The organism is Tateyamaria rhodophyticola, assembly GCF_047777875.1.
Lineage (GTDB): Bacteria > Pseudomonadota > Alphaproteobacteria > Rhodobacterales > Rhodobacteraceae > Tateyamaria.
Map to the genome: position 1 here is coordinate 2,257,265 of NZ_CP180519.1, position 17,335 is coordinate 2,274,599.

Here is a 17,335-nt window from a genome sequence, read left to right on the forward strand (position 1 = left end):
ACCCCGGCGGCCCGCGTGATGTGGGCCGCCGGATATTGAGTTTATTTTGCGAGATGAAGATGCTGGACAGCACCGTGGATCAAGAGACCGTTCTGGAGGTCAACAATATCGAGGTGATCTATAACCACGTGATCCTCGTGTTGAAGGGCGTGTCGTTGAAGGTGCCCAAGGGCGGCATCACCGCACTGCTTGGCGGCAATGGTGCGGGCAAGACGACGACGCTGAAGGCGATTTCGGGCTTGCTGGCCAGCGAACGGGGCGAGGTGACCAAGGGGTCGATCACCTATCACGGGCGGCCCACGGCGGACTTGGATCCTGCGGATCTGGTGAAGACCGGGGTGGTGCAGGTGATGGAGGGGCGGCATTGCTTTGAGCACTTGACCGTCGAAGAGAACCTGTTGACCGGTGCCTATACACGCTCGGACGGGTCGGCGGCGATCCAGCGCGATCTGGAGATGGTGTACGAGTATTTCCCGCGCCTGAAAGAGCGGCGCAAGAGCCAGGCGGGCTATACCTCCGGGGGCGAACAGCAGATGACGGCGATTGGCCGGGCGCTCATGTCGCGGCCCGAGACGATCCTGCTGGATGAGCCGTCGATGGGGCTGGCCCCGCAGCTGGTGGAACAGATTTTCGAGATCGTGAAATCGGTGAACGAGAACGAAGGCGTGACGTTCCTGCTGGCCGAGCAGAACACGAATGTTGCGCTGCGCTTTGCGCATTACGGCTATATTCTCGAGAGTGGCCGGGTGGTGATGGACGGCCCTGCGGCCGAGCTGCGCGAGAACCCGGACGTCAAGGAATTCTACCTCGGCATGTCCGAAGAGGGGCGCAAGTCGTTCCGCGATGTACGCTCCTATCGCCGCCGCAAGCGGTGGCTGAGCTGATGGAGCGGGTCGCGTGCCGGACCCCTGCGGAAGGTCGCGATGGGGTGACCAACATCCCCGCCTGGAAGTTCGATGCGGTGCGGGCGGCCATTCTGGATGCTGTCGCAGACGGTCCGATGCTATACAAGGATCTGAACGCTGCGGTGGAGGCGCGGTTGGATGCCGACACGCTGGAGCGGTTGGGCAAGCTCGGCTGGCACGTGGTGACGGTCAAGCTGGAGATGGAAGTGCGCGGCGACATCGTGCGCACCGGGGCCAAGGGGCCGCAACAGATCGCGCGTGCGGGTCAGTCGTGATCCTGAACATCGTGGACAAACGGCAGCGGGGGCACCGGTGGCGGTGCGTGAACGCCATTGTGGAGGCCACGTGGCACGACAACGCGGTGTCAGATGCGGATCAGGCCGCGCAAGATCCGACACAGCAGGTTGACTATGACCAGCTTGAAAACGTGTCCGTATCGGATGCGGTGACGTGGGCCCATCAGATGGCCGGGGATGTCACATTGTATCTTTATGATGAGGGTCGCGGGACATCTGTTCGCGCATATGAAGGACGGGTTGAGGGATGAGTTTTTACGATGATCTGGAGACCCGCAGCGCGGAGGCCCGCGCGCGCGACCTGAAGGTGGCGTTGCAGGATCAGGTGGGCCGGGCGCAGGTGCTTGCAGGCTATGCCGATACGCTTGGAGGTGTGGATGCGCTGACCATTGAGGGGGTTGGGGATCTGGCCGCGTTGCCGGTGCTGCGGAAATCCGACCTTGGCGCGGCGCAAAAGGCGCGCCCGCCGCTGGGCGGGTTCACCACCGGCGTCAGCCAGTTCAGCCATATCTTCCAAAGCCCCGGCCCGATCTATGAGCCGGGCGCGCATGACGCCAAGGATTGGTGGCGGTTTGCGCGGTTTCTGCATGCTGCGGGGATCGGGTCGCAGGACGTGGTGCAGAACTGCTTTAGCTATCACCTGACGCCTGCCGGGATCATGTTCGAAAACGGGGCGACGGCGATTGGCGCGGGCGTGCTGCCCGCAGGGACGGGCCAGACCGAGGCGCAGGTGATCGCGGCGCGCGACATCGGCACCACGGCCTATGCGGGCACACCGGACTACCTCAAGGTCATCCTCGACAAGGCGGACGAAATGGGGGTGAGCTTGCGGATCACCAAGGCGGCGGTGGGCGGCGGTGCGCTGTTTCCGTCCTTGCGCCAGGCCTATGCGGATCGGGGGATATCCTGTCTGCAATGCTATGCGACGGCCGACCTGGGCAACATCGCCTATGAGAGCGACGCGATGGAGGGGCTGATCGTTGACGAAGGCGTGGTAGTCGAGATCGTGACACCCGGCACCGGCGATCCTGTGCCCGAAGGCGAGGTCGGCGAGGTGGTGGTCACGACGCTGAACCCCGACTACCCGCTGATCCGGTTTGCGACCGGGGACCTGAGCGCTGTGATGGCCGGGCAAAGTCCCTGCGGGCGGACGAACATGCGCATTAAAGGGTGGATGGGGCGCGCCGACCAGACGACCAAGATCAAGGGCATGTTCGTGCGCCCCGAACAGGTCGCCACCCTTGTCGCCAAGCACGACACCGTTTCGCGCGCCCGCGTGATTGCGCAGCGGAGCGGGGATCAGGACGTGATGGTGGTGCAACTCGAGGCGACAGGCGGCGGGGCGGAGGATTATGCACCCAGCGTGGTGGACGTGCTGAAGCTCAAGGGCACGGTGGAGGTCGTATCCCCGGGTACGCTGCCGCGCGACGGGCTGGTGATCGAGGATCAGCGCAGCTACGACTGAATGCCGCTGGTCCCGCGGCGTTGTTCCTGACATAAAGCGTTGGACTTATGAGCGACGCATCCATCTCCCCTTCTCCGGCCCGATCGGTCCGGCGCCCGCACGGCATTGCCGTGATCGCGTGGGCGGTGGCGCTTGTGTGCATATTGCCGATGGTGGCGGTGGCGCTGGCGGCGGCGTTTGGCGGCACCGACACCGTGGCGCATCTCATCGATACGGTGCTGGCGCGCTATGCGGGGAACACCGCGCTGCTGGTCGTGCTGGTGGCCCTTGGCACTTTTGCCGTGGGTGTCAGCACCGCGTGGCTTGTCACCATGACGCGTTTCCCGGGGGCGCGGGTGCTGGAGATTGCGCTGGTCCTGCCGCTGGCGTTTCCGGCGTATGTGCTGGCCTATGCCTACACGCACGTGCTGGATCATCCCGGTATCGTGCAGACGGTGCTGCGCGATGTGACGGGGTGGGGGCCGCGCGATTATTGGTTCCCGGAAATCCGCAGCCTGGGTGGGGCGGCGACGATGCTGATACTCGTGCTGTACCCCTATGTGTACCTGCTGGCGCGGGCGTCGTTTCTGCAACAAAGCGGCAGTACCTTTTTGGCGGCGCGCGCCCTGGGGTCCAGCCCGTGGTCGGCGTTTTTCCGGGTCAGCCTGCCGCTCGCGCGCCCTGCGATTGCCGCTGGCGTGCTGCTCGCTGTGATGGAGACCATCGCGGATTTCGGCACGGTCGCCTATTTCGGGGTGCAGACCTTTGCCACCGGTATCTACACCAGCTGGTTCTCGCTGGGGGACCGGGCGGGCGCGGCGCAGCTGGCGCTGTGCCTTCTGGCCTTTGCGCTGATGTTCGCCGTGCTGGAACGGACGCAGCGGGGCAAGGCGCGCTATCACGATCCAAGCCGGGCGGGACAGGATCAACCCCCGATGACCTTGCGGGGATGGTGGGGATGGGGCGCATGCGCCTTGTGCGCAGTGCCGGTTTTCTTTGGCGCGGTGCTGCCGGTGTTCATCTTGCTGAGCCTCGGGATCGGGTCCGAGCAGGACCTGCTGAGCGCGCGGTATCTGCGGTTCATCCAGAATTCGCTGGTGCTGGCCGGCACGGCGGCTCTGCTGACGGTCTGTGCGGCGATTGCGGTGGGCTTTTACCAGCGCAGCCGCCCCGGCGCGCCATCCGCGACCGCGGGGTATGCGGCGCGGCTGGGTTATGCGGTGCCGGGGGGGGTGATCGCCGTTGGCCTGATCGTGCCCTTTGCCGCCTTTGACAATGCGCTGGATGCCTGGATGCGTGAAACGTTCGACATCTCGACCGGGCTGCTCATTACCGGGTCCATCTGGCTTTTGGTCTTTGCCTATATGGTGCGGTTTCTGGCGGCGGCCTTGGGTGCATATGAGGGCGGTCAGGCGCGGGTGCACGCGAATATGGATGCGGCCAGCCGGTCGCTGGGGCAGGGGCCGCTGGCCACGCTGCGGCGCATCCACCTGCCGATCCTGACGCCGAGCCTTCTGACTGCGCTGCTCATCGTGTTTGTCGATGTGATGAAGGAATTGCCCGCGACGCTGATCATGCGGCCCTTCAACTATGACACGTTGGCGGTGCAGGCCTACCGCCTTGCGTCAGACGAACGGCTTGCGGGTGCTGCGGTGCCGAGCCTTGTGATCGTGGCCGTGGGCCTGTTGCCGGTGATCCTGATCTGCCGACAGGTGGGGCGGCGTTAGGACGTGCAGGGATCGAGCGGGAGCGTCGCGCTGCCACTCGCATCAAAGACCGCCGTTTGCCCGTCCGCGCGCAGGGTTGCGCCCACCATTTCGGAGCCGTCCACCGTGATCTGACGCCCGCTGGTGGTGTCGTCGATATCGACGGTAAAGGCGCGCACCTCACCCGGTGCCCATTGGTCCAGCGACACGGTCAGCGTGGTGTCCCCGTCTGTCACCTGAGAGGTTTGCGCGCTGCCCTGCACCCATTCCAGGGGTTGAAAGACTTCGACCCCCGCGCCCGCTCCGGTGATGTCAAAGATCAGACCCGCTGGGGCCGTGCCCAGATCAATCACCAATTGCGTCGGCCCAAGCGCACAGGTGCCGTCATAGGACAGGGTAAACCGGTCCTTGGGCGCGCCATCGCGAAACTGGACGGTGACCCCGGCGGTGGCGGGCAGGGCGAGGGTGGTGGCGAGGCAGAGGGCGATCAGGCGCATGGGTGGAATCCTTAGCTGAGATCCCACCACCTAGCGGTACGTGCACATGTGACAAGGTCAGCTTTCGCCGATCTTGTCCTGTGTCTGCGTGTCGAAATCGCCGGCATCATGGCGTTCATGCAACTGCAATTCCGGCTCGCCAAAGGCGCGGTTGACCATGCGCCCGCGCAGTGTGGCGGGACGTGCGTCGATCTTTTCGGCCCATGCCATCACGTTCTTGTAGCTTTCCACGTCAAGGAATTCCGCCGCCGAATAGAGCCGCCCGAGGCACAGTTGCCCGTACCACGGCCAGATCGCCATATCGGCGATGGAATAGTCGTCACCGGCGATGAACGGCTTGTCCGCCAATTCGCGGTCCAGCACGTCCAGTTGCCGTTTGCTTTCCATCGCGTAGCGGTTGATCGGGTATTCGTATTTCTCGGGCGCATAGGCGTAGAAGTGGCCAAAGCCGCCCCCGAGGAAGGGCGCGGAGCCCATTTGCCACATCAGCCAGTTGAGCGTTTCGGTGCGGGCGGGGCCCTCGCCGGGCAGGAAGTGGCCGAATTTCTCGGCCAGGTGGATCAGGATCGAGCCGGATTCAAAGACGCGCAAGGGCGTGTCACCGGAACGGTCCACCAGGGCCGGGATCTTGGAGTTCGGGTTCGCCGCGACAAAGCCCGATCCGAATTGCTCACCGTCGCCGATCTTGATCAGCCACGCGTCATACTCGGCCCCGGTCTCGCCTGCTTCCAGCAGCTCTTCGAACATCATGGTGACCTTCACCCCGTTGGGCGTGGCCAGCGAATACAGCTGGAACGGATGCTTGCCGACGGGCAGGTCGGTGTCGCTGGTGGGACCGGCGATGGGGCGGTTGATGGAGGCAAACTGTCCGCCGCTTTCGGCGTCCCATGTCCATTTGGCGGGCGGGGTGTATGTCGGATCGCTCATGTCTTGGGCCTTTCGCTCTGCGGTTGGGATCAAGGTAAGCGGGCACGCCCGCGGTGCAAGCGCCTGAGGGCTGTGCGTATCTGCACGGATCAGGCCGGCAGCACCGTGTGCAGCAGCGGATGGGCAAAGCTGCGCTGCATCGTGACAGCAAAGAACGTGTCGGTGATGTTCAGATCGAACGGTGCGGTGCGCAGTTGGCCCGAGGCGATTTCGTCCGCCAGCACGATATCAGGGGCGAGTGCCAGCCCCGCGCCTTCGCGCGCAAGCAGCCGCACCATGGCCATGTCGTCCACATCCGCGACGATCCGCGGCTGCACCCCGAGGCGGGCGATCAGGCTGTTGAACCCGGTGCGCATGGCGCTTTCGGTGGGGACAATGACCGGCTCATGGGTGAGCAGGCTGCGCAGGTCCGGGTGATCCATCCGTTTGGGCACACCGTGCAGGCGCGCGGGATGTGCGGCCAGACGGTGCGCGATAAAGTCTGAGCCTGCCGCACTGCGCGGCGCATCGGTGGTCAGCACCACATCCAGCGCAAGGTCCGACAGCGCGTTCAGCAATTGCGCACTGCCGCCAGAGGTCAGCACGATGTCGAGGTCCGGGTGCGCCAGCGCCGGGCGCAGGAATTGCAGCTGGAAATTGCGCGACAGGGTGGACAGCGCACCCACACGCAGGGGCGGCGTCGCGTCGGTGCTGCGGCTCAGGATCGCCATCAGCTCCTCGCCGGTGCCAAAGATGCGGTCGGCGTGGTCGAGCGCGATGCGCCCCACCTCGGTCAACTGGAGCTGCCGTCCCACGCGGTCAAAGAGCGCATGGCCCATGCGCGCCTCCAGCGCCTTGATCTGGATGGACAGCGCCGATTGCGACAGGTTCAGCCGCTCTGCCGCGCGGGTCAGGTTGCCTTCGTGCGCGACGGCGCGAAAGTAGCGCAGGTGGTGATAATTGAGTGCTTCCATAGTTTGATAATATAGAACGATATGGTGCAATAGTTATATTTTTTATTCGTGTGCCGTGCCGCTATCTGTCCCGTCAGCACGCAACACGGAGCACGACATGGACATTCTCGCAGATATCGTGACGACCATTCTGGCACAGATGCAAAAGCCCACGCTGGCCTTTCTGATCGGTGGCATGATGCTGGCCGCTTTGGGCAGCAAGTTCGAGATACCGGAACCGATCTACAAATTCATCGTGATCCTTTTGTTGCTCAAGGTGGGCATCGGCGCGGGCATTTCCGTGCGCGAGGCGGACTTCGTGGACCTCGTTGTCCCGGCTCTTCTGGCGGCGGCTGTCGGCATTGCCATTGTCGCATTGGGCCGGTTCACCCTGGCGCGCTGGCGCGGTGTGTCGGAGACCGACGGGTTGGCCACCGTGGGGCTTTTTGGTGCGGTGTCGGCCTCGACACTCGCTGCGGGCATGGCGGTTCTGGATGGCGAAGGCATCGCGTATGAGGGGTTCATCGGCGCGCTATATCCATTCATGGATGTCGCGGCGCTTGTCACGGCCATTGTGCTGGCGCGGCTGGCCAAGGCACGCAAGGCCACGAGCGTTCAGGGTGGCACCGTCACCATGGGCGGTGGCGCTGCCGGTGGTCCGGTTGTCGAACAGGGGCTGATCAAGGGCATTCTGGTCGACACGGTCCGCTCACCCGCCATCTCCGCGCTGCTGCTGGGTCTGGCACTTGGCCTCTTTGCGCGGCCCGAGACGGTCTATGCCAGCTTTTACGAGCCACTGTTTCGGGGGCTGTTGTCGGTGCTGATGCTGATCATGGGGATGGAAGCGTGGTCGCGGCTGTCGGAGCTGAAGGGCGTGGCGCATGCCTACCTGTTCTACGGGATCTCCGCGCCGCTGGTGCATGGTGCGATCGGGTTTGGCGCCGGGTTGATCGCGCATGAGCTGACCGGGTTTTCGGCGGGTGGTGTGGTTCTGCTGTCGATCATGGCTGCGTCGAGTTCGGACATCTCCGGCCCGCCAACCATGCGCGCGGCTCTGCCCGAGGCGAACCCGTCGGCCTATGTCGGCGCATCCACGGGCCTCGGCACACCGGTGGCGATCCTGAGCATCCCGCTCTTCATGGCGCTGGCCGATCGGTTCATCGGGTTCTGAGCGGGACGCGGTTGTACTTTGACACCGGAGGCAGGTTGCCTCCGGTGTTCAGTGCGTCGATCGGTAAGGTCCGATGTGAGCCCAAAAATGCTTGATGCTGCAGTCTCTATTAATATCGGCTTCTCAGTTCTTGGAGGACGGCTTTTTCTCTACATATGCCAAGGCGAATGCAGCTCGACGTTGAATTTGTGCGTCACTGGATTTGGCCTCTTTTCGAAGTTCAGAAACAAAGGCTTCATTCTCAATCTTCGGTATAAGTTGGCAAAACCGCCGAAACTCTCGTAGCGCGCCATTACGAATGCGACGAAGGATTGTTTGACGAAGAACCTCCTTTTCTTCATCAATCAGGTCCAGAGGTTTGAGCAACCTCAGAAGGTTCTCTTTCTCGTAGCCCGATCGGAAGTAGATTGGATCAACAGACAGAAAATCAAACACAAATTTTCTTGTCTGTGTGTCTTCCGATAGGCTTTCTGAGATAACTTCGCCAATGATGCTGTCAGTCTTTGACCGAAAACTATGGAAATCGGCACACGCGTCTTCCCACGCGCGCCTATGTGCTTCAGAGCGGTCGCGCTCCTTAACGGTTGAGTGAATGCGTTGGTGAAGCTCATTCAACTTGTCCCGGTGACGGGCAATCTGAGATTTGAAATCTGACATAGAGCGACCGTAGCCGATGTAGCTGACGGAGCAAAAGCAGACATCTGAACCGCCCCGGCAAATGGCAGCAAAATCCCGCAGAGCCGTCGTGCGCAGTGCCGGGCAATTTTAAACTAAAAAAGCCACCCCAACATGGGGTGGCCTTTGGAATGTCTGACCTGGTGGTCTTAGCCCTGGCGGGCTTTGAACCGGCGCTGCGTCTTGTTGATGACGTACACACGGCCCTTCCTGCGCACAACGCGGCAGTCACGGTGCCGGTTTTTCAGCGAGCGGAGCGAGTTGCGAACCTTCATGGCGCTTCTTCCTCATTTCGGTGGCGCGAAGCAGCGCCGGGTTGCGTTTTGGCACATGCGTGCCGGTGTAAGGCCCATGCGGGTTGCCCCGGATGGCAGAATAGAGTGGTGGGCGATACAAGGATCGAACTTGTGACCCCTTCGATGTCAACGAAGTGCTCTACCGCTGAGCTAATCGCCCACTCTGACCGGTGCAAATGCCTGACCCGCAAAAGAAGCGGGCGCGGAAATCCGCGCCGGGTGAGGGGGCGTATAAAAGGAGTCGGAACGGGGATCAAGGGCTTTTGGCTTTGGCGTTTGATGGTCTATGTTACCGCACAGAGGAGTTCACATGCCCAAGGTCGCCTACGAGGTTATGCATCCCGACAAACGCACCAGCTGCGTTGTCTTTGCCTCGCCCCATTCCGGGCGCGACTACCCTTGGACCTTTGTGCGCAAGACGCTGCTGGATGAAAAGACGATCCGGTCCTCCGAGGATGCGTTTGTGGACCAGTTGTTCGATGCAGCACCCCGTTTTGGCGCGCCGCTTTTGACCGCAGGGGCGCCGCGTGCCTTTGTCGATCTCAACCGCAGCGCGGATGAGCTGGACCCCGCCCTGATCGAAGGGGTCCGGCGGCAGGGACACAACCCCCGTGTGGCCAGTGGCCTTGGCGTGGTGCCGCGTGTGGTGGCCAACGGGCGGTCGATCTATCGCGGCAAGCTGCCGATGAGTGAGGCGGAGCGGCGCATTGCGCTCTATTGGCGGCCCTATCACCAGATGCTGCAAAAACTGCTGGACGGGGCGCATCAGCATCATGGGCAGGCGGTTTTAATTGATTGCCATTCGATGCCGCACGAGGCGATGGACGGTATCGCGCGCAGTGGCGTGCGCCGCCCGGATGTCGTGCTCGGCGACCGGTTCGGGGCGGCGGCCTCGGGTGACATTGTCGATGTGGTCGAAGCGGCCTTTGTTGCCGCAGGGTTCACGGTGGCGCGCAATGCGCCCTTTGCCGGGGCCTATATCACGCAGGCCTATGGCCGCCCGTCGCGGCGCCAACACGCCGTGCAGGTCGAGATTGACCGCGCGCTTTATATGAATGAACGGCTGATCCGGCCCAATGGCGACTTCGAAGAGATGCGCCGCCGGTTGCAGACGGTGATTGCCGACATCGCCCGCATCGGTCAGATGCGCGTGCCGCTTGCCGCGGAATAGGCGCCGCTCAGTCCCAGCCGTAGTTGAAGCTGACCGACACGCGTTCTTCTTCGGCCATGTTCATCGGCACCTCGTGCCGCAGCCAGCTTTCCCACAGCAGGACGTCACCCACGGAGGGCTTGGCATAGTGGAATTGCGCGAGGTCTTCGGGCGCGTCCTTGGTCCGACCGGGGGCGGCCATCATCATGGGCAGGCGCGGATCTTCGAGTTTGAGCGCGGAGGTGCCTTCGGGCATGGCCACATATGTGGTTCCGGAAATGACGGAATGGGGATGGATATGCCCGGTGTGAATGCCGCCTTCGGGCAGGATGTTGATCCAGATGCTGTCGAGCTTCAGCGCCTTGTCCCCCAGATCGAAGGCCAATTCACTGGCAAAGTCGGCCACGTGGGCGTCCAATGCCTTGACCAGATCGGCAAAGATCGGGAACCGCCAGGGCAGATCGTCGAGCGACGCATAGGAGGTATAGCCGGGATACCCCTCGCGCTCGCACCAGTCGTGCCCGGCCTCGTCATCTTCGGCAATGGCATAGCAATGCTGTTCCAGCTCTGCCGCATCCACCGCGGGATCGAACGCGCGGAGCGGTGCGTGATAGAGGCGGGTGGCAAACAGGGATGTGATCTTGGGCATCGCGCTCGGGCTCGGTCAGTCAAAGGTGTGACCACAGGATGTGCGCTTATCCGGGCGGTTTGTCCATGGGCCGCGGGTGCCGTGATGCCTATCCCCGTAGTTGGCTCCGTGCCTGTGTCAGGTCGTGGCGCAGCGTGCGCATGTCCTGCGTCATCGGCACAACGGCCTCGATCTGCGCGGCGACATCATCCGACCCGCTGACATATATATAGAGTGCATAGACCTGCACCGCGCGGGCATCATCATAGGACCCGCAGGGCCCTTCGACCTGGAAATACGGCTCCAGACTGTGCCACAGCTCGGGCGCAAAGCTGGATTGCGTGATCTGGTGGAGCGCCATGGCGATGTCGGACATGTCGGTGTCCGTCCCGCCGCCGCAGGCCACCTGCGCCATGTGGCCGATCATGTCCTGGGTTTCGGGCAGATCGAGTTTGGCCAGCCGCGCGCGCTGCCACCACGACACTTTGGGCACGTGCAAGAGCGGCATCCGTCCAACCGAACGCACCACCGGCCCGTCCAGACATACGGCCCGCGGCCCCGCATCAGATTGGGCCGGAAAGGCGGTGTCGATTTGGATTGCCACTGCTGTCATGTTTTTTCGCTCCCACACGTTTGGCGGGAGGATCGCGTGGGCACGCGGCAAGAATGTGGCGCTTTGGTGGTGTTTTTGGTGTCCTTGCACCGATATCTTGTATCCGCGTCCGGCTGACGGATTTCCTTTGCAAAACGGGGTTGCCATGTCCCGGATGCGGCCATATACGGCGCGTCTATCATCCACTCCACGGGAATCAGGGTGACGCTTTTATTGGCGGCCTGCTCGTGATGTTGAAAGGAAAAGGCGCATGAACGCCCAGGAACTTCGGGACAAGACCCCGGATCAGCTCCGCGATGAGCTGGCGAACTTGAAAAAAGAAGCCTTCAACCTGCGCTTCCAGGCCGCCACAGGTGCGCTTGAGAACCCCGCGCGGATGCGCCAGGTCCGCCGCGACGTGGCACGGGTCAACACGATCCTCAACGAAAAAGCCCAAGCGGCCGCGGAATAAGGAAGAGCGACAATGCCCAAGCGTATCCTGCAAGGCGTCGTGACATCCGACGCAAATGCCCAAACCGTCACCGTGAGCGTCGAACGCCGCTTTACGCACCCGGTTCTGAAAAAGACCATTCGTAAGTCCAAGAAGTACCGTGCGCACGATGAGAAGAACACGTTCAAGGTCGGCGACAGCGTCCGCATCATCGAATGCGCGCCCAAGTCGAAAACAAAACGCTGGGAGGTGCTGGAGGCCTAAACGCCCCCGGCATTTGCCGCATTAATCGAAACCCTGGGGATTTGGCACGCATCGCCCCCCAAAGGTCGGGAGAAACCAAATGATCCAGATGCAAACCAACCTGGATGTTGCTGACAACAGCGGCGCACGCCGTGTTCAGTGCATCAAGGTTTTGGGTGGTTCCAAGCGTAAATACGCGTCCGTCGGCGACATCATCGTCGTGTCGGTCAAGGAAGCCATCCCGCGCGGTCGCGTGAAAAAAGGGGACGTCCGCAAGGCCGTCGTCGTCCGCACCGCCAAGGAGGTCCGTCGCGAAGACGGCACCGCCATCCGCTTTGACCGCAACGCAGCCGTCATCCTGAACAACAACAACGAGCCGGTCGGTACACGTATCTTTGGCCCCGTTGTGCGTGAGCTGCGTGCCAAGAGCTTCATGAAGATCATCTCGCTCGCTCCGGAGGTGCTGTGATATGGCTGCGAAACTGAAAAAAGACGACAAGGTCGTCGTGCTCGCGGGCAAGGACAAGGGCAAGGAAGGCACCATCTCTTCTGTCGACCCGAAATCCGGCAAGGCCGTGGTTGAAGGCATCAACATCGCCATCCGCGCCACACGCCAGACCCAGCAATCCCAGGGCGGCCGCATCCCCAAGGCGATGCCGATCGACCTGAGCAACCTCGCGCTGCTGGATGCCAACGGCAAACCCACGCGCGTCGGCTTCAAAATGGACGGCGACAAGAAAGTGCGCTTTGCCAAGACGACAGGGGACGTGATCTGATGCTCGACACTGCAAACTACTCCCCGCGCCTCAAGGATCAGTACAAAGAGACGATCCGCGCCGCGATGAAAGAAGAGTTCGGCTACGGCAACGACATGCAGATCCCGCGTCTGGACAAGATCGTGCTGAACATCGGCTGTGGCGCCGAAGCTGTCAAAGACAGCAAGAAAGCCAAAGCCGCCGTTGAGGACCTCACCGCGATTGCTGGTCAAAAGGCCATGGCAACACTGGCCAAGAAATCCATCGCGGGTTTCCGGGTGCGTGAAGAGATGCCGCTGGGCGCCAAGGTGACGCTGCGCGGTGACCGGATGTATGAATTCCTCGATCGTCTGATCACCATCGCGCTGCCGCGCGTCCGCGACTTTCGCGGCGTGAAGCCGTCGTTTGATGGGCGTGGCAACTTTGCCATGGGCATGAAAGAGCACATCGTGTTCCCCGAGATCGACTTCGACAAGGTCGACGAGGTCTGGGGCATGGACATCATCATCACCACCACCGCGAACACAGACGCGGAAGCAAAGAGCCTGTTGAAGCACTTCAACATGCCTTTCAACGCGTAAGAGGGACATACATTATGGCCAAGAAATCCATGATCGCCCGCGAAGTGAAGCGTCAAAAGCTGGTGGAGAAGTATGCTGCCAAGCGCGCCGAGCTCAAGGAAATCATTTCCGACGAAAGCAAACCGATGGAAGAGCGTTTCCGCGCTTCGCTGAAGCTGGCCAAGCTGCCACGCAACAGTTCCGCCACACGTTTGCACAACCGCTGCCAGCTGACCGGTCGTCCGCATGCTTATTATCGCAAGCTCAAGATCAGCCGGATCGCGCTGCGGGAACTTGGCTCCATGGGCCAAATCCCCGGCATGGTTAAATCAAGCTGGTAAGGGAGAGATAAGTTATGAACGATCCTATCGGCGATATGCTCACCCGTATCCGCAACAGCCAGATGCGCGGCAAATCCGTGGTTGAGACGCCTGCGTCCAAACTGCGCGAGCGCGTGCTGGAAGTGCTGGCAGACGAAGGCTACATCCGCGGGTTTGAGAAAACCACCGGTGCCAACGGTCACCCTGCCATCGAAATCAGCCTCAAGTACTATGAAGGCGAGCCTGTGATCCGCGAGTTGAAGCGCGTGTCCAAGCCCGGCCGTCGTGTGTACATGGGCAAGGATGACATTCCTTCGGTCCGTCAGGGCCTGGGCGTGTCGATTGTCTCCACCTCCAAAGGTGTGATGTCGGATGCAAACGCACGTGCGGCCAATGTTGGCGGCGAAGTGCTTTGCACGATCTTCTAAGGAGCGCTGTAGATGTCTCGTATTGGTAAAAAACCGGTCGACCTGCCTTCGGGCGTGAGCGCATCGCTCTCCGGTCAGACCATCGAGGTGAAGGGCCCCAAGGGCACCCGCACCTTTACCGCCACGGATGACGTGACCCTCAAGGTCGAGGACAACGTCGTCACCATCGAACCCCGCGGCAAGTCCAAGCGCGCGCGCCAGCAGTGGGGCATGTCCCGCACGCAGGTGCAGAACTGCGTGACCGGCGTGACCGAAGGCTTCAAAAAAGAGCTGGAAATCCAGGGCGTTGGTTACCGGGCGCAGATGCAGGGCAACACCTTGAAGCTGAACCTCGGTCTGTCCCACGATGTGGATTTCACGGCACCCGAGGGCGTCACCGTGACCGCCCCCAAGCAGACCGAAATTGTTGTCGAAGGTATCGACCAGCAGCAGGTCGGCGAAGTGGCCGCAAAAATCCGCGAGTGGCGCAAGCCCGAGCCCTACAAGGGCAAAGGTATCCGCTACAAAGGTGAATTTATCTTCCGCAAGGAAGGTAAGAAGAAGTAAGGACCAGACAGATGGCAAACAGCAAACGGACCCTGTTCCTCAAGCGCCGCCTGCGCGTCCGGAACAAACTGCGCAAGGTCAACGCCGGGCGTCCCCGCCTGAGCGTGCACCGCTCGAACAAGAACATCAGCGTTCAGCTGATCGACGATGTGAACGGCGTGACCCTGGCCGCGGCCTCCACCCTCGAAAAAGACCTCGGTCTGGTGGGCAAGAACAACGTCGAAGCAGCCGCAAAAGTGGGTGCAGCGATCGCCGAGCGCGCCAAGAAGGCGGGCGTGAGCGAAGCGTATTTCGACCGCGGCGGTTTCCTCTTTCATGGCAAGGTGAAGGCTCTGGCCGACGCGGCGCGTGAAGGCGGTCTCAAGATCTAAGGCCAGAGGTGGGCAGATTGCCCACCCTACACACTCTTGCGGGGGGCGATGCACGCCCCCCCGATGATCCGGGGGCTTCGGCCCACTTGGATTGACCTAAAATGGCGCAAGCCACCCATATAAGGACTGTCAAATGGCAGAACGTGAAAACCGCCGGGGCAACCGTCGCGACCGTGACGAGCCCCCCGAATTCGCAGACCGCCTGGTCGCGATCAACCGTGTGTCCAAAACCGTCAAGGGTGGTAAGCGCTTTGGCTTTGCCGCGCTTGTCGTTGTTGGCGACCAGAAGGGCCGCGTTGGCTTTGGCAAAGGTAAGGCCAAAGAGGTGCCCGAGGCGATCCGCAAGGCGACTGAGCAAGCCAAGCGTCAGATGATCCGCGTGCAACTGCGCGAAGGCCGCACGCTGCACCACGACATGGAAGGCCGCCACGGTGCGGGCAAGGTCGTGATGCGCACCGCTCCTGAAGGGACCGGGATCATCGCCGGTGGTCCGATGCGTGCCGTGTTCGAAATGCTGGGCGTCAAGGACGTTGTGTCCAAGTCCATCGGTTCGCAAAACCCCTACAACATGATCCGCGCCACCATCGACGGCCTGAAGAAAGAGCAATCGCCCCGCGCGGTTGCACAGCGTCGTGGCAAGAAGGTTGCCGACATCCTGCCCAAGCGGGACGAAGCCCCCGATGCGTCGGCTCAAGTGGCTGAGGAGGCCTAAGTCAGATGGCAAAGACAATCGTCGTCAAACAGATCGGCTCGCCCATCCGTCGCCCGCAGGAACAGCGCGCGACCCTGATCGGCCTGGGCCTGAACAAGATGCACAAGACCCGCGAGCTGGAAGACACACCTTCCGTGCGCGGCATGGTCCGGAAAATCCCGCACCTGGTCGAAATCATCGAGGAAAAGGGCTAAGGCCCCTTTCACCGCAGACATGATGGCACCCGGTTCTCCGACAGGAGGGCCGGGTGTTTTCGTTTCCGCCCCTTGCCCCGCGCGCATGCAGTCGTGCAGGGTGACCGGCAGAGTGACAAGGCAGCAAAACGATGTCAGGCATGACCCCTTTCTTTGTGGATTACGTCAAGAACGCAGGCCCCAAGGCGCTGACCAAGTGGGTCCATTACCTTGATGTCTACGAGCGCGAATTTGCGCGCTACCGGACCCGGCCCCTGTCCTTTCTGGAAATCGGCGTGTTCCGCGGCGGCTCCATCCCGATGTGGAAGGCGTATTTCGCCAATGCCGACCGTCTGGCCTTCATCGACATTGATCCGGCTTGCAAGGAACACGAAATCCCCGGCACCCATGTGCGCATCGGCAGCCAGGCCGATCCCGCCTTTCTCGCGGAGATCGCGGCGGAATTCGGCCCCTTTGACATCGTCCTCGACGATGGGAGCCACATCTCCGAACACCAGATCACCAGCCTCAAGGCGCTGTGGCCACATGTGGCCGATGGCGGGCTTTATGTGGTTGAGGATTGCCACACGTCCTATTGGCCGGGCTTTGGCGGCGGGTACAAGGCGCCCCACAGCTTTATCGAATTTGCCAAGAATGTCGTGGATACGATGCATTCCTGGTACACCGATGACGACGACGCGTTCCCCGTGGATGCGCAAGCCAAGGCATTGGAATCCGTGCGGTTTTACGATTCCATCACCATTCTGGAAAAGCGCCTGCGGGCCGATCCGCCAACCAGCTTTGTGGCGCAGAATGGCCAGCTGAGCTTTTCCCGCAAGGCGCTCGAGCTGCGTGGTCGCAAATCGAGTTTTGCGGGCAAGGACGGAACCTAGAACCGCGGCAGGCCCATCGCCGCATAGCGGTTTGCGGAACTGCGGCCCAGCAGGATCGCGGTGATGATCGCGGTCTTGAGCACGAACAGGTAAAGCGGATAGGCCAGCAGCGCCCAATCCAGCGTGCCCACCGACAGGATCGCCAGACAGGCCGCGCCAAAGGACAGAACCCAGGTCGACAAGGTTTCCGATTCTGGATCCTGATACGCCTTGGTCACCGTCAACACCCCGCCCAGCAGGCTGATCGTGATGGTCAGCGCCAGCGCATAGACCGCGTTGTCCGTGAAGTACCAGATCACGATCCCCACCGTCGCCAGCCACAGCGCGCGTTCATCAGGGCGGCTCAGGAACGCGCCTTGCCCACGTGCGATCGACAACAGGAACACAATCCACGTGCTTGCCACTTGCGACCCGGCGAACCAAAGGGACGTGCTGGCCCCTTCGTAGACCTGCGCCGCCAAGGCGATGCTGCTGAGCAGGGACCAGATCAGCCACGAGGCGCGCTGTGGTTGGGTGACGCCCCGAAGGACGTCCCGCATGTAAGGCAGATAGGCGCAGAACGCGAGGACAGCCGACGATGTGCCAAGGACAAAGAGCCAGCTGTCGCTGATGGGAAAAACCGAAAGCATAATCAAAGACCCAGAAAAGTATGTGCGAATGAAGC

Annotated in this window: 27 protein-coding genes and 1 tRNA gene; 19 read left to right on the plus strand and 9 right to left on the minus strand. The window is 61.9% G+C overall.

Annotated features, from left to right (window positions below; translation table 11 throughout):
- Nucleotides 1-59 precede the first annotated feature (59 nt).
- From ACERHN_RS12635 to ACERHN_RS12655, 5 genes are read left to right on the plus strand one after another with little or no spacing between them, the layout of a single operon-like run.
- Nucleotides 60-884, plus strand: a complete 825-nt coding sequence (locus ACERHN_RS12635; protein ID WP_415922738.1) for an ABC transporter ATP-binding protein — start codon at nucleotides 60-62, stop codon at nucleotides 882-884.
- A 44-nt stretch (nucleotides 885-928) separates the two neighbouring features.
- Complete coding sequence (locus ACERHN_RS12640) at nucleotides 929-1,180, plus strand: DUF6958 family protein (protein ID WP_415919382.1); 252 nt, start codon at nucleotides 929-931, stop codon at nucleotides 1,178-1,180.
- Nucleotides 1,181-1,227: 47 nt separating this feature from the next.
- Nucleotides 1,228-1,452, plus strand: coding sequence for a hypothetical protein (locus ACERHN_RS12645; RefSeq protein ID WP_415919383.1), 225 nt, complete (start codon nucleotides 1,228-1,230; stop codon nucleotides 1,450-1,452).
- Complete coding sequence (locus ACERHN_RS12650; RefSeq protein WP_415919384.1) at nucleotides 1,449-2,666, plus strand: phenylacetate--CoA ligase family protein; 1,218 nt, start codon at nucleotides 1,449-1,451, stop codon at nucleotides 2,664-2,666. The genes ACERHN_RS12645 and ACERHN_RS12650 overlap by 4 nt, the downstream gene beginning before the upstream one ends.
- A gap of 47 nt (nucleotides 2,667-2,713) precedes the next feature.
- Nucleotides 2,714-4,372, plus strand: coding sequence for an ABC transporter permease (locus ACERHN_RS12655; RefSeq protein ID WP_415919385.1), 1,659 nt, complete (start codon nucleotides 2,714-2,716; stop codon nucleotides 4,370-4,372).
- Here the strand turns inward: ACERHN_RS12655 and ACERHN_RS12660 are convergent.
- From ACERHN_RS12660 to ACERHN_RS12670, 3 genes are all read right to left on the minus strand, one after another.
- Entirely contained in the window at nucleotides 4,369-4,848 is a 480-nt protein-coding gene (locus tag ACERHN_RS12660) for an aggregation factor core protein MAFp3, isoform C (protein WP_415919386.1), read from the minus strand. The genes ACERHN_RS12655 and ACERHN_RS12660 overlap by 4 nt on opposite strands.
- Before the next feature lie 57 nt (nucleotides 4,849-4,905).
- Nucleotides 4,906-5,775: a glutathione-dependent disulfide-bond oxidoreductase gene (gene yghU, locus ACERHN_RS12665; protein ID WP_415919387.1), complete on the minus strand. Its 870-nt coding sequence runs from the start codon at nucleotides 5,773-5,775 to the stop codon at nucleotides 4,906-4,908.
- A gap of 89 nt (nucleotides 5,776-5,864) precedes the next feature.
- Entirely contained in the window at nucleotides 5,865-6,728 is an 864-nt protein-coding gene (locus ACERHN_RS12670; RefSeq protein WP_415919388.1) for a LysR family transcriptional regulator, read from the minus strand.
- A 97-nt stretch (nucleotides 6,729-6,825) separates the two neighbouring features.
- On the opposite strand from ACERHN_RS12670, the gene ACERHN_RS12675 reads away from it, so the two are divergent.
- A complete protein-coding gene (locus tag ACERHN_RS12675) occupies nucleotides 6,826-7,878 on the plus strand; it encodes a sodium-dependent bicarbonate transport family permease (protein ID WP_415919389.1) in 1,053 nt (350 codons plus the stop codon).
- A gap of 123 nt (nucleotides 7,879-8,001) precedes the next feature.
- Here ACERHN_RS12675 and ACERHN_RS12680 read toward each other — a convergent pair whose 3' ends face one another.
- The 3 genes from ACERHN_RS12680 to ACERHN_RS12690 form a co-directional block, all read right to left on the minus strand.
- Nucleotides 8,002-8,535: a hypothetical protein gene (locus ACERHN_RS12680; RefSeq protein WP_415919390.1), complete on the minus strand. Its 534-nt coding sequence runs from the start codon at nucleotides 8,533-8,535 to the stop codon at nucleotides 8,002-8,004.
- 167 nt (nucleotides 8,536-8,702) lie between these two features.
- Complete coding sequence (gene ykgO / locus ACERHN_RS12685) at nucleotides 8,703-8,828, minus strand: type B 50S ribosomal protein L36 (protein WP_005850168.1); 126 nt, start codon at nucleotides 8,826-8,828, stop codon at nucleotides 8,703-8,705.
- Between the two features lie 106 nt (nucleotides 8,829-8,934).
- Nucleotides 8,935-9,009 (minus strand) — tRNA-Val (locus ACERHN_RS12690).
- Between the two features lie 150 nt (nucleotides 9,010-9,159).
- Here ACERHN_RS12690 and ACERHN_RS12695 point away from each other — a divergent pair.
- Nucleotides 9,160-10,020 carry an N-formylglutamate amidohydrolase gene (locus ACERHN_RS12695; RefSeq protein WP_415919391.1) on the plus strand — a complete coding sequence of 287 codons (861 nt, stop codon included), beginning with the start codon at nucleotides 9,160-9,162 and terminating at the stop codon, nucleotides 10,018-10,020.
- A gap of 7 nt (nucleotides 10,021-10,027) precedes the next feature.
- Here ACERHN_RS12695 and ACERHN_RS12700 read toward each other — a convergent pair whose 3' ends face one another.
- Entirely contained in the window at nucleotides 10,028-10,648 is a 621-nt protein-coding gene (locus ACERHN_RS12700) for a TIGR02466 family protein (protein ID WP_415919392.1), read from the minus strand.
- 88 nt (nucleotides 10,649-10,736) lie between these two features.
- Nucleotides 10,737-11,240: a hypothetical protein gene (locus ACERHN_RS12705; protein WP_415919393.1), complete on the minus strand. Its 504-nt coding sequence runs from the start codon at nucleotides 11,238-11,240 to the stop codon at nucleotides 10,737-10,739.
- A gap of 250 nt (nucleotides 11,241-11,490) precedes the next feature.
- On the opposite strand from ACERHN_RS12705, the gene rpmC reads away from it, so the two are divergent.
- The 12 genes from rpmC (at nucleotide 11,491) to ACERHN_RS12765 (ending at nucleotide 16,671) form a co-directional block, all read left to right on the plus strand.
- The gene (gene rpmC / locus ACERHN_RS12710; protein ID WP_415919394.1) at nucleotides 11,491-11,691 is read left to right on the plus strand and encodes a 50S ribosomal protein L29; all 201 of its coding nucleotides are present in this window, start codon (nucleotides 11,491-11,493) and stop codon (nucleotides 11,689-11,691) included.
- 12 nt (nucleotides 11,692-11,703) lie between these two features.
- Nucleotides 11,704-11,934, plus strand: a complete 231-nt coding sequence (gene rpsQ, locus ACERHN_RS12715; RefSeq protein WP_415919395.1) for a 30S ribosomal protein S17 — start codon at nucleotides 11,704-11,706, stop codon at nucleotides 11,932-11,934.
- Between the two features lie 79 nt (nucleotides 11,935-12,013).
- Nucleotides 12,014-12,382, plus strand: a complete 369-nt coding sequence (rplN, locus tag ACERHN_RS12720; protein ID WP_042456818.1) for a 50S ribosomal protein L14 — start codon at nucleotides 12,014-12,016, stop codon at nucleotides 12,380-12,382.
- Between the two features lies 1 nt (nucleotide 12,383).
- Entirely contained in the window at nucleotides 12,384-12,689 is a 306-nt protein-coding gene (gene rplX, locus ACERHN_RS12725; RefSeq protein ID WP_415919396.1) for a 50S ribosomal protein L24, read from the plus strand.
- Entirely contained in the window at nucleotides 12,689-13,249 is a 561-nt protein-coding gene (gene rplE, locus ACERHN_RS12730; RefSeq protein WP_415919397.1) for a 50S ribosomal protein L5, read from the plus strand. Before rplX ends, rplE begins: the two co-directional genes overlap by 1 nt.
- Nucleotides 13,250-13,263: 14 nt before the next feature.
- Nucleotides 13,264-13,569 (plus strand): 30S ribosomal protein S14, encoded by a 306-nt coding sequence (gene rpsN / locus ACERHN_RS12735; RefSeq protein WP_415919398.1) that lies wholly within the window; start codon nucleotides 13,264-13,266, stop codon nucleotides 13,567-13,569.
- 14 nt (nucleotides 13,570-13,583) lie between these two features.
- Complete coding sequence (gene rpsH / locus ACERHN_RS12740; protein ID WP_415919399.1) at nucleotides 13,584-13,976, plus strand: 30S ribosomal protein S8; 393 nt, start codon at nucleotides 13,584-13,586, stop codon at nucleotides 13,974-13,976.
- 12 nt (nucleotides 13,977-13,988) lie between these two features.
- Nucleotides 13,989-14,522: a 50S ribosomal protein L6 gene (rplF, locus tag ACERHN_RS12745; RefSeq protein WP_415919400.1), complete on the plus strand. Its 534-nt coding sequence runs from the start codon at nucleotides 13,989-13,991 to the stop codon at nucleotides 14,520-14,522.
- Between the two features lie 11 nt (nucleotides 14,523-14,533).
- Nucleotides 14,534-14,893, plus strand: a complete 360-nt coding sequence (gene rplR / locus ACERHN_RS12750; RefSeq protein ID WP_415919401.1) for a 50S ribosomal protein L18 — start codon at nucleotides 14,534-14,536, stop codon at nucleotides 14,891-14,893.
- 133 nt (nucleotides 14,894-15,026) lie between these two features.
- Complete coding sequence (gene rpsE, locus ACERHN_RS12755) at nucleotides 15,027-15,605, plus strand: 30S ribosomal protein S5 (protein ID WP_415919402.1); 579 nt, start codon at nucleotides 15,027-15,029, stop codon at nucleotides 15,603-15,605.
- 5 nt (nucleotides 15,606-15,610) lie between these two features.
- Nucleotides 15,611-15,799: a 50S ribosomal protein L30 gene (gene rpmD, locus ACERHN_RS12760; RefSeq protein WP_189371439.1), complete on the plus strand. Its 189-nt coding sequence runs from the start codon at nucleotides 15,611-15,613 to the stop codon at nucleotides 15,797-15,799.
- A gap of 140 nt (nucleotides 15,800-15,939) precedes the next feature.
- Nucleotides 15,940-16,671: a class I SAM-dependent methyltransferase gene (locus ACERHN_RS12765; RefSeq protein ID WP_415919403.1), complete on the plus strand. Its 732-nt coding sequence runs from the start codon at nucleotides 15,940-15,942 to the stop codon at nucleotides 16,669-16,671.
- Here the strand turns inward: ACERHN_RS12765 and ACERHN_RS12770 are convergent.
- On the minus strand, nucleotides 16,668-17,300 hold the full coding sequence (locus ACERHN_RS12770) for a hypothetical protein (protein WP_415919404.1): 633 nt from the start codon (nucleotides 17,298-17,300) through the stop codon (nucleotides 16,668-16,670). The two genes, ACERHN_RS12765 and ACERHN_RS12770, sit on opposite strands and share 4 nt — an antisense overlap.
- Between the last annotated feature and the right edge of the window lie 35 nt (nucleotides 17,301-17,335).

Coding starts and splice junctions, on each gene's coding strand:
- ACERHN_RS12635 (WP_415922738.1), top strand. CDS start 60: ATGCTGGACAGCACCGTGGATCAAGAGACCGTTCTGGAGGTCAACAAT.
- ACERHN_RS12650 (WP_415919384.1), top strand. CDS start 1,449: ATGAGTTTTTACGATGATCTGGAGACCCGCAGCGCGGAGGCCCGCGCG.
- ACERHN_RS12655 (WP_415919385.1), top strand. CDS start 2,714: ATGAGCGACGCATCCATCTCCCCTTCTCCGGCCCGATCGGTCCGGCGC.
- ACERHN_RS12660 (WP_415919386.1), bottom strand. CDS start 4,848: ATGCGCCTGATCGCCCTCTGCCTCGCCACCACCCTCGCCCTGCCCGCC.
- yghU (WP_415919387.1), bottom strand. CDS start 5,775: ATGAGCGATCCGACATACACCCCGCCCGCCAAATGGACATGGGACGCC.
- ACERHN_RS12670 (WP_415919388.1), bottom strand. CDS start 6,728: ATGGAAGCACTCAATTATCACCACCTGCGCTACTTTCGCGCCGTCGCG.
- ACERHN_RS12675 (WP_415919389.1), top strand. CDS start 6,826: ATGGACATTCTCGCAGATATCGTGACGACCATTCTGGCACAGATGCAA.
- ACERHN_RS12680 (WP_415919390.1), bottom strand. CDS start 8,535: ATGTCAGATTTCAAATCTCAGATTGCCCGTCACCGGGACAAGTTGAAT.
- ykgO (WP_005850168.1), bottom strand. CDS start 8,828: ATGAAGGTTCGCAACTCGCTCCGCTCGCTGAAAAACCGGCACCGTGAC.
- ACERHN_RS12695 (WP_415919391.1), top strand. CDS start 9,160: ATGCCCAAGGTCGCCTACGAGGTTATGCATCCCGACAAACGCACCAGC.
- ACERHN_RS12700 (WP_415919392.1), bottom strand. CDS start 10,648: ATGCCCAAGATCACATCCCTGTTTGCCACCCGCCTCTATCACGCACCG.
- ACERHN_RS12705 (WP_415919393.1), bottom strand. CDS start 11,240: ATGACAGCAGTGGCAATCCAAATCGACACCGCCTTTCCGGCCCAATCT.
- rpmC (WP_415919394.1), top strand. CDS start 11,491: ATGAACGCCCAGGAACTTCGGGACAAGACCCCGGATCAGCTCCGCGAT.
- rpsQ (WP_415919395.1), top strand. CDS start 11,704: ATGCCCAAGCGTATCCTGCAAGGCGTCGTGACATCCGACGCAAATGCC.
- rplN (WP_042456818.1), top strand. CDS start 12,014: ATGATCCAGATGCAAACCAACCTGGATGTTGCTGACAACAGCGGCGCA.
- rplX (WP_415919396.1), top strand. CDS start 12,384: ATGGCTGCGAAACTGAAAAAAGACGACAAGGTCGTCGTGCTCGCGGGC.
- rplE (WP_415919397.1), top strand. CDS start 12,689: ATGCTCGACACTGCAAACTACTCCCCGCGCCTCAAGGATCAGTACAAA.
- rpsN (WP_415919398.1), top strand. CDS start 13,264: ATGGCCAAGAAATCCATGATCGCCCGCGAAGTGAAGCGTCAAAAGCTG.
- rpsH (WP_415919399.1), top strand. CDS start 13,584: ATGAACGATCCTATCGGCGATATGCTCACCCGTATCCGCAACAGCCAG.
- rplF (WP_415919400.1), top strand. CDS start 13,989: ATGTCTCGTATTGGTAAAAAACCGGTCGACCTGCCTTCGGGCGTGAGC.
- rplR (WP_415919401.1), top strand. CDS start 14,534: ATGGCAAACAGCAAACGGACCCTGTTCCTCAAGCGCCGCCTGCGCGTC.
- rpsE (WP_415919402.1), top strand. CDS start 15,027: ATGGCAGAACGTGAAAACCGCCGGGGCAACCGTCGCGACCGTGACGAG.
- rpmD (WP_189371439.1), top strand. CDS start 15,611: ATGGCAAAGACAATCGTCGTCAAACAGATCGGCTCGCCCATCCGTCGC.
- ACERHN_RS12765 (WP_415919403.1), top strand. CDS start 15,940: ATGACCCCTTTCTTTGTGGATTACGTCAAGAACGCAGGCCCCAAGGCG.
- ACERHN_RS12770 (WP_415919404.1), bottom strand. CDS start 17,300: ATGCTTTCGGTTTTTCCCATCAGCGACAGCTGGCTCTTTGTCCTTGGC.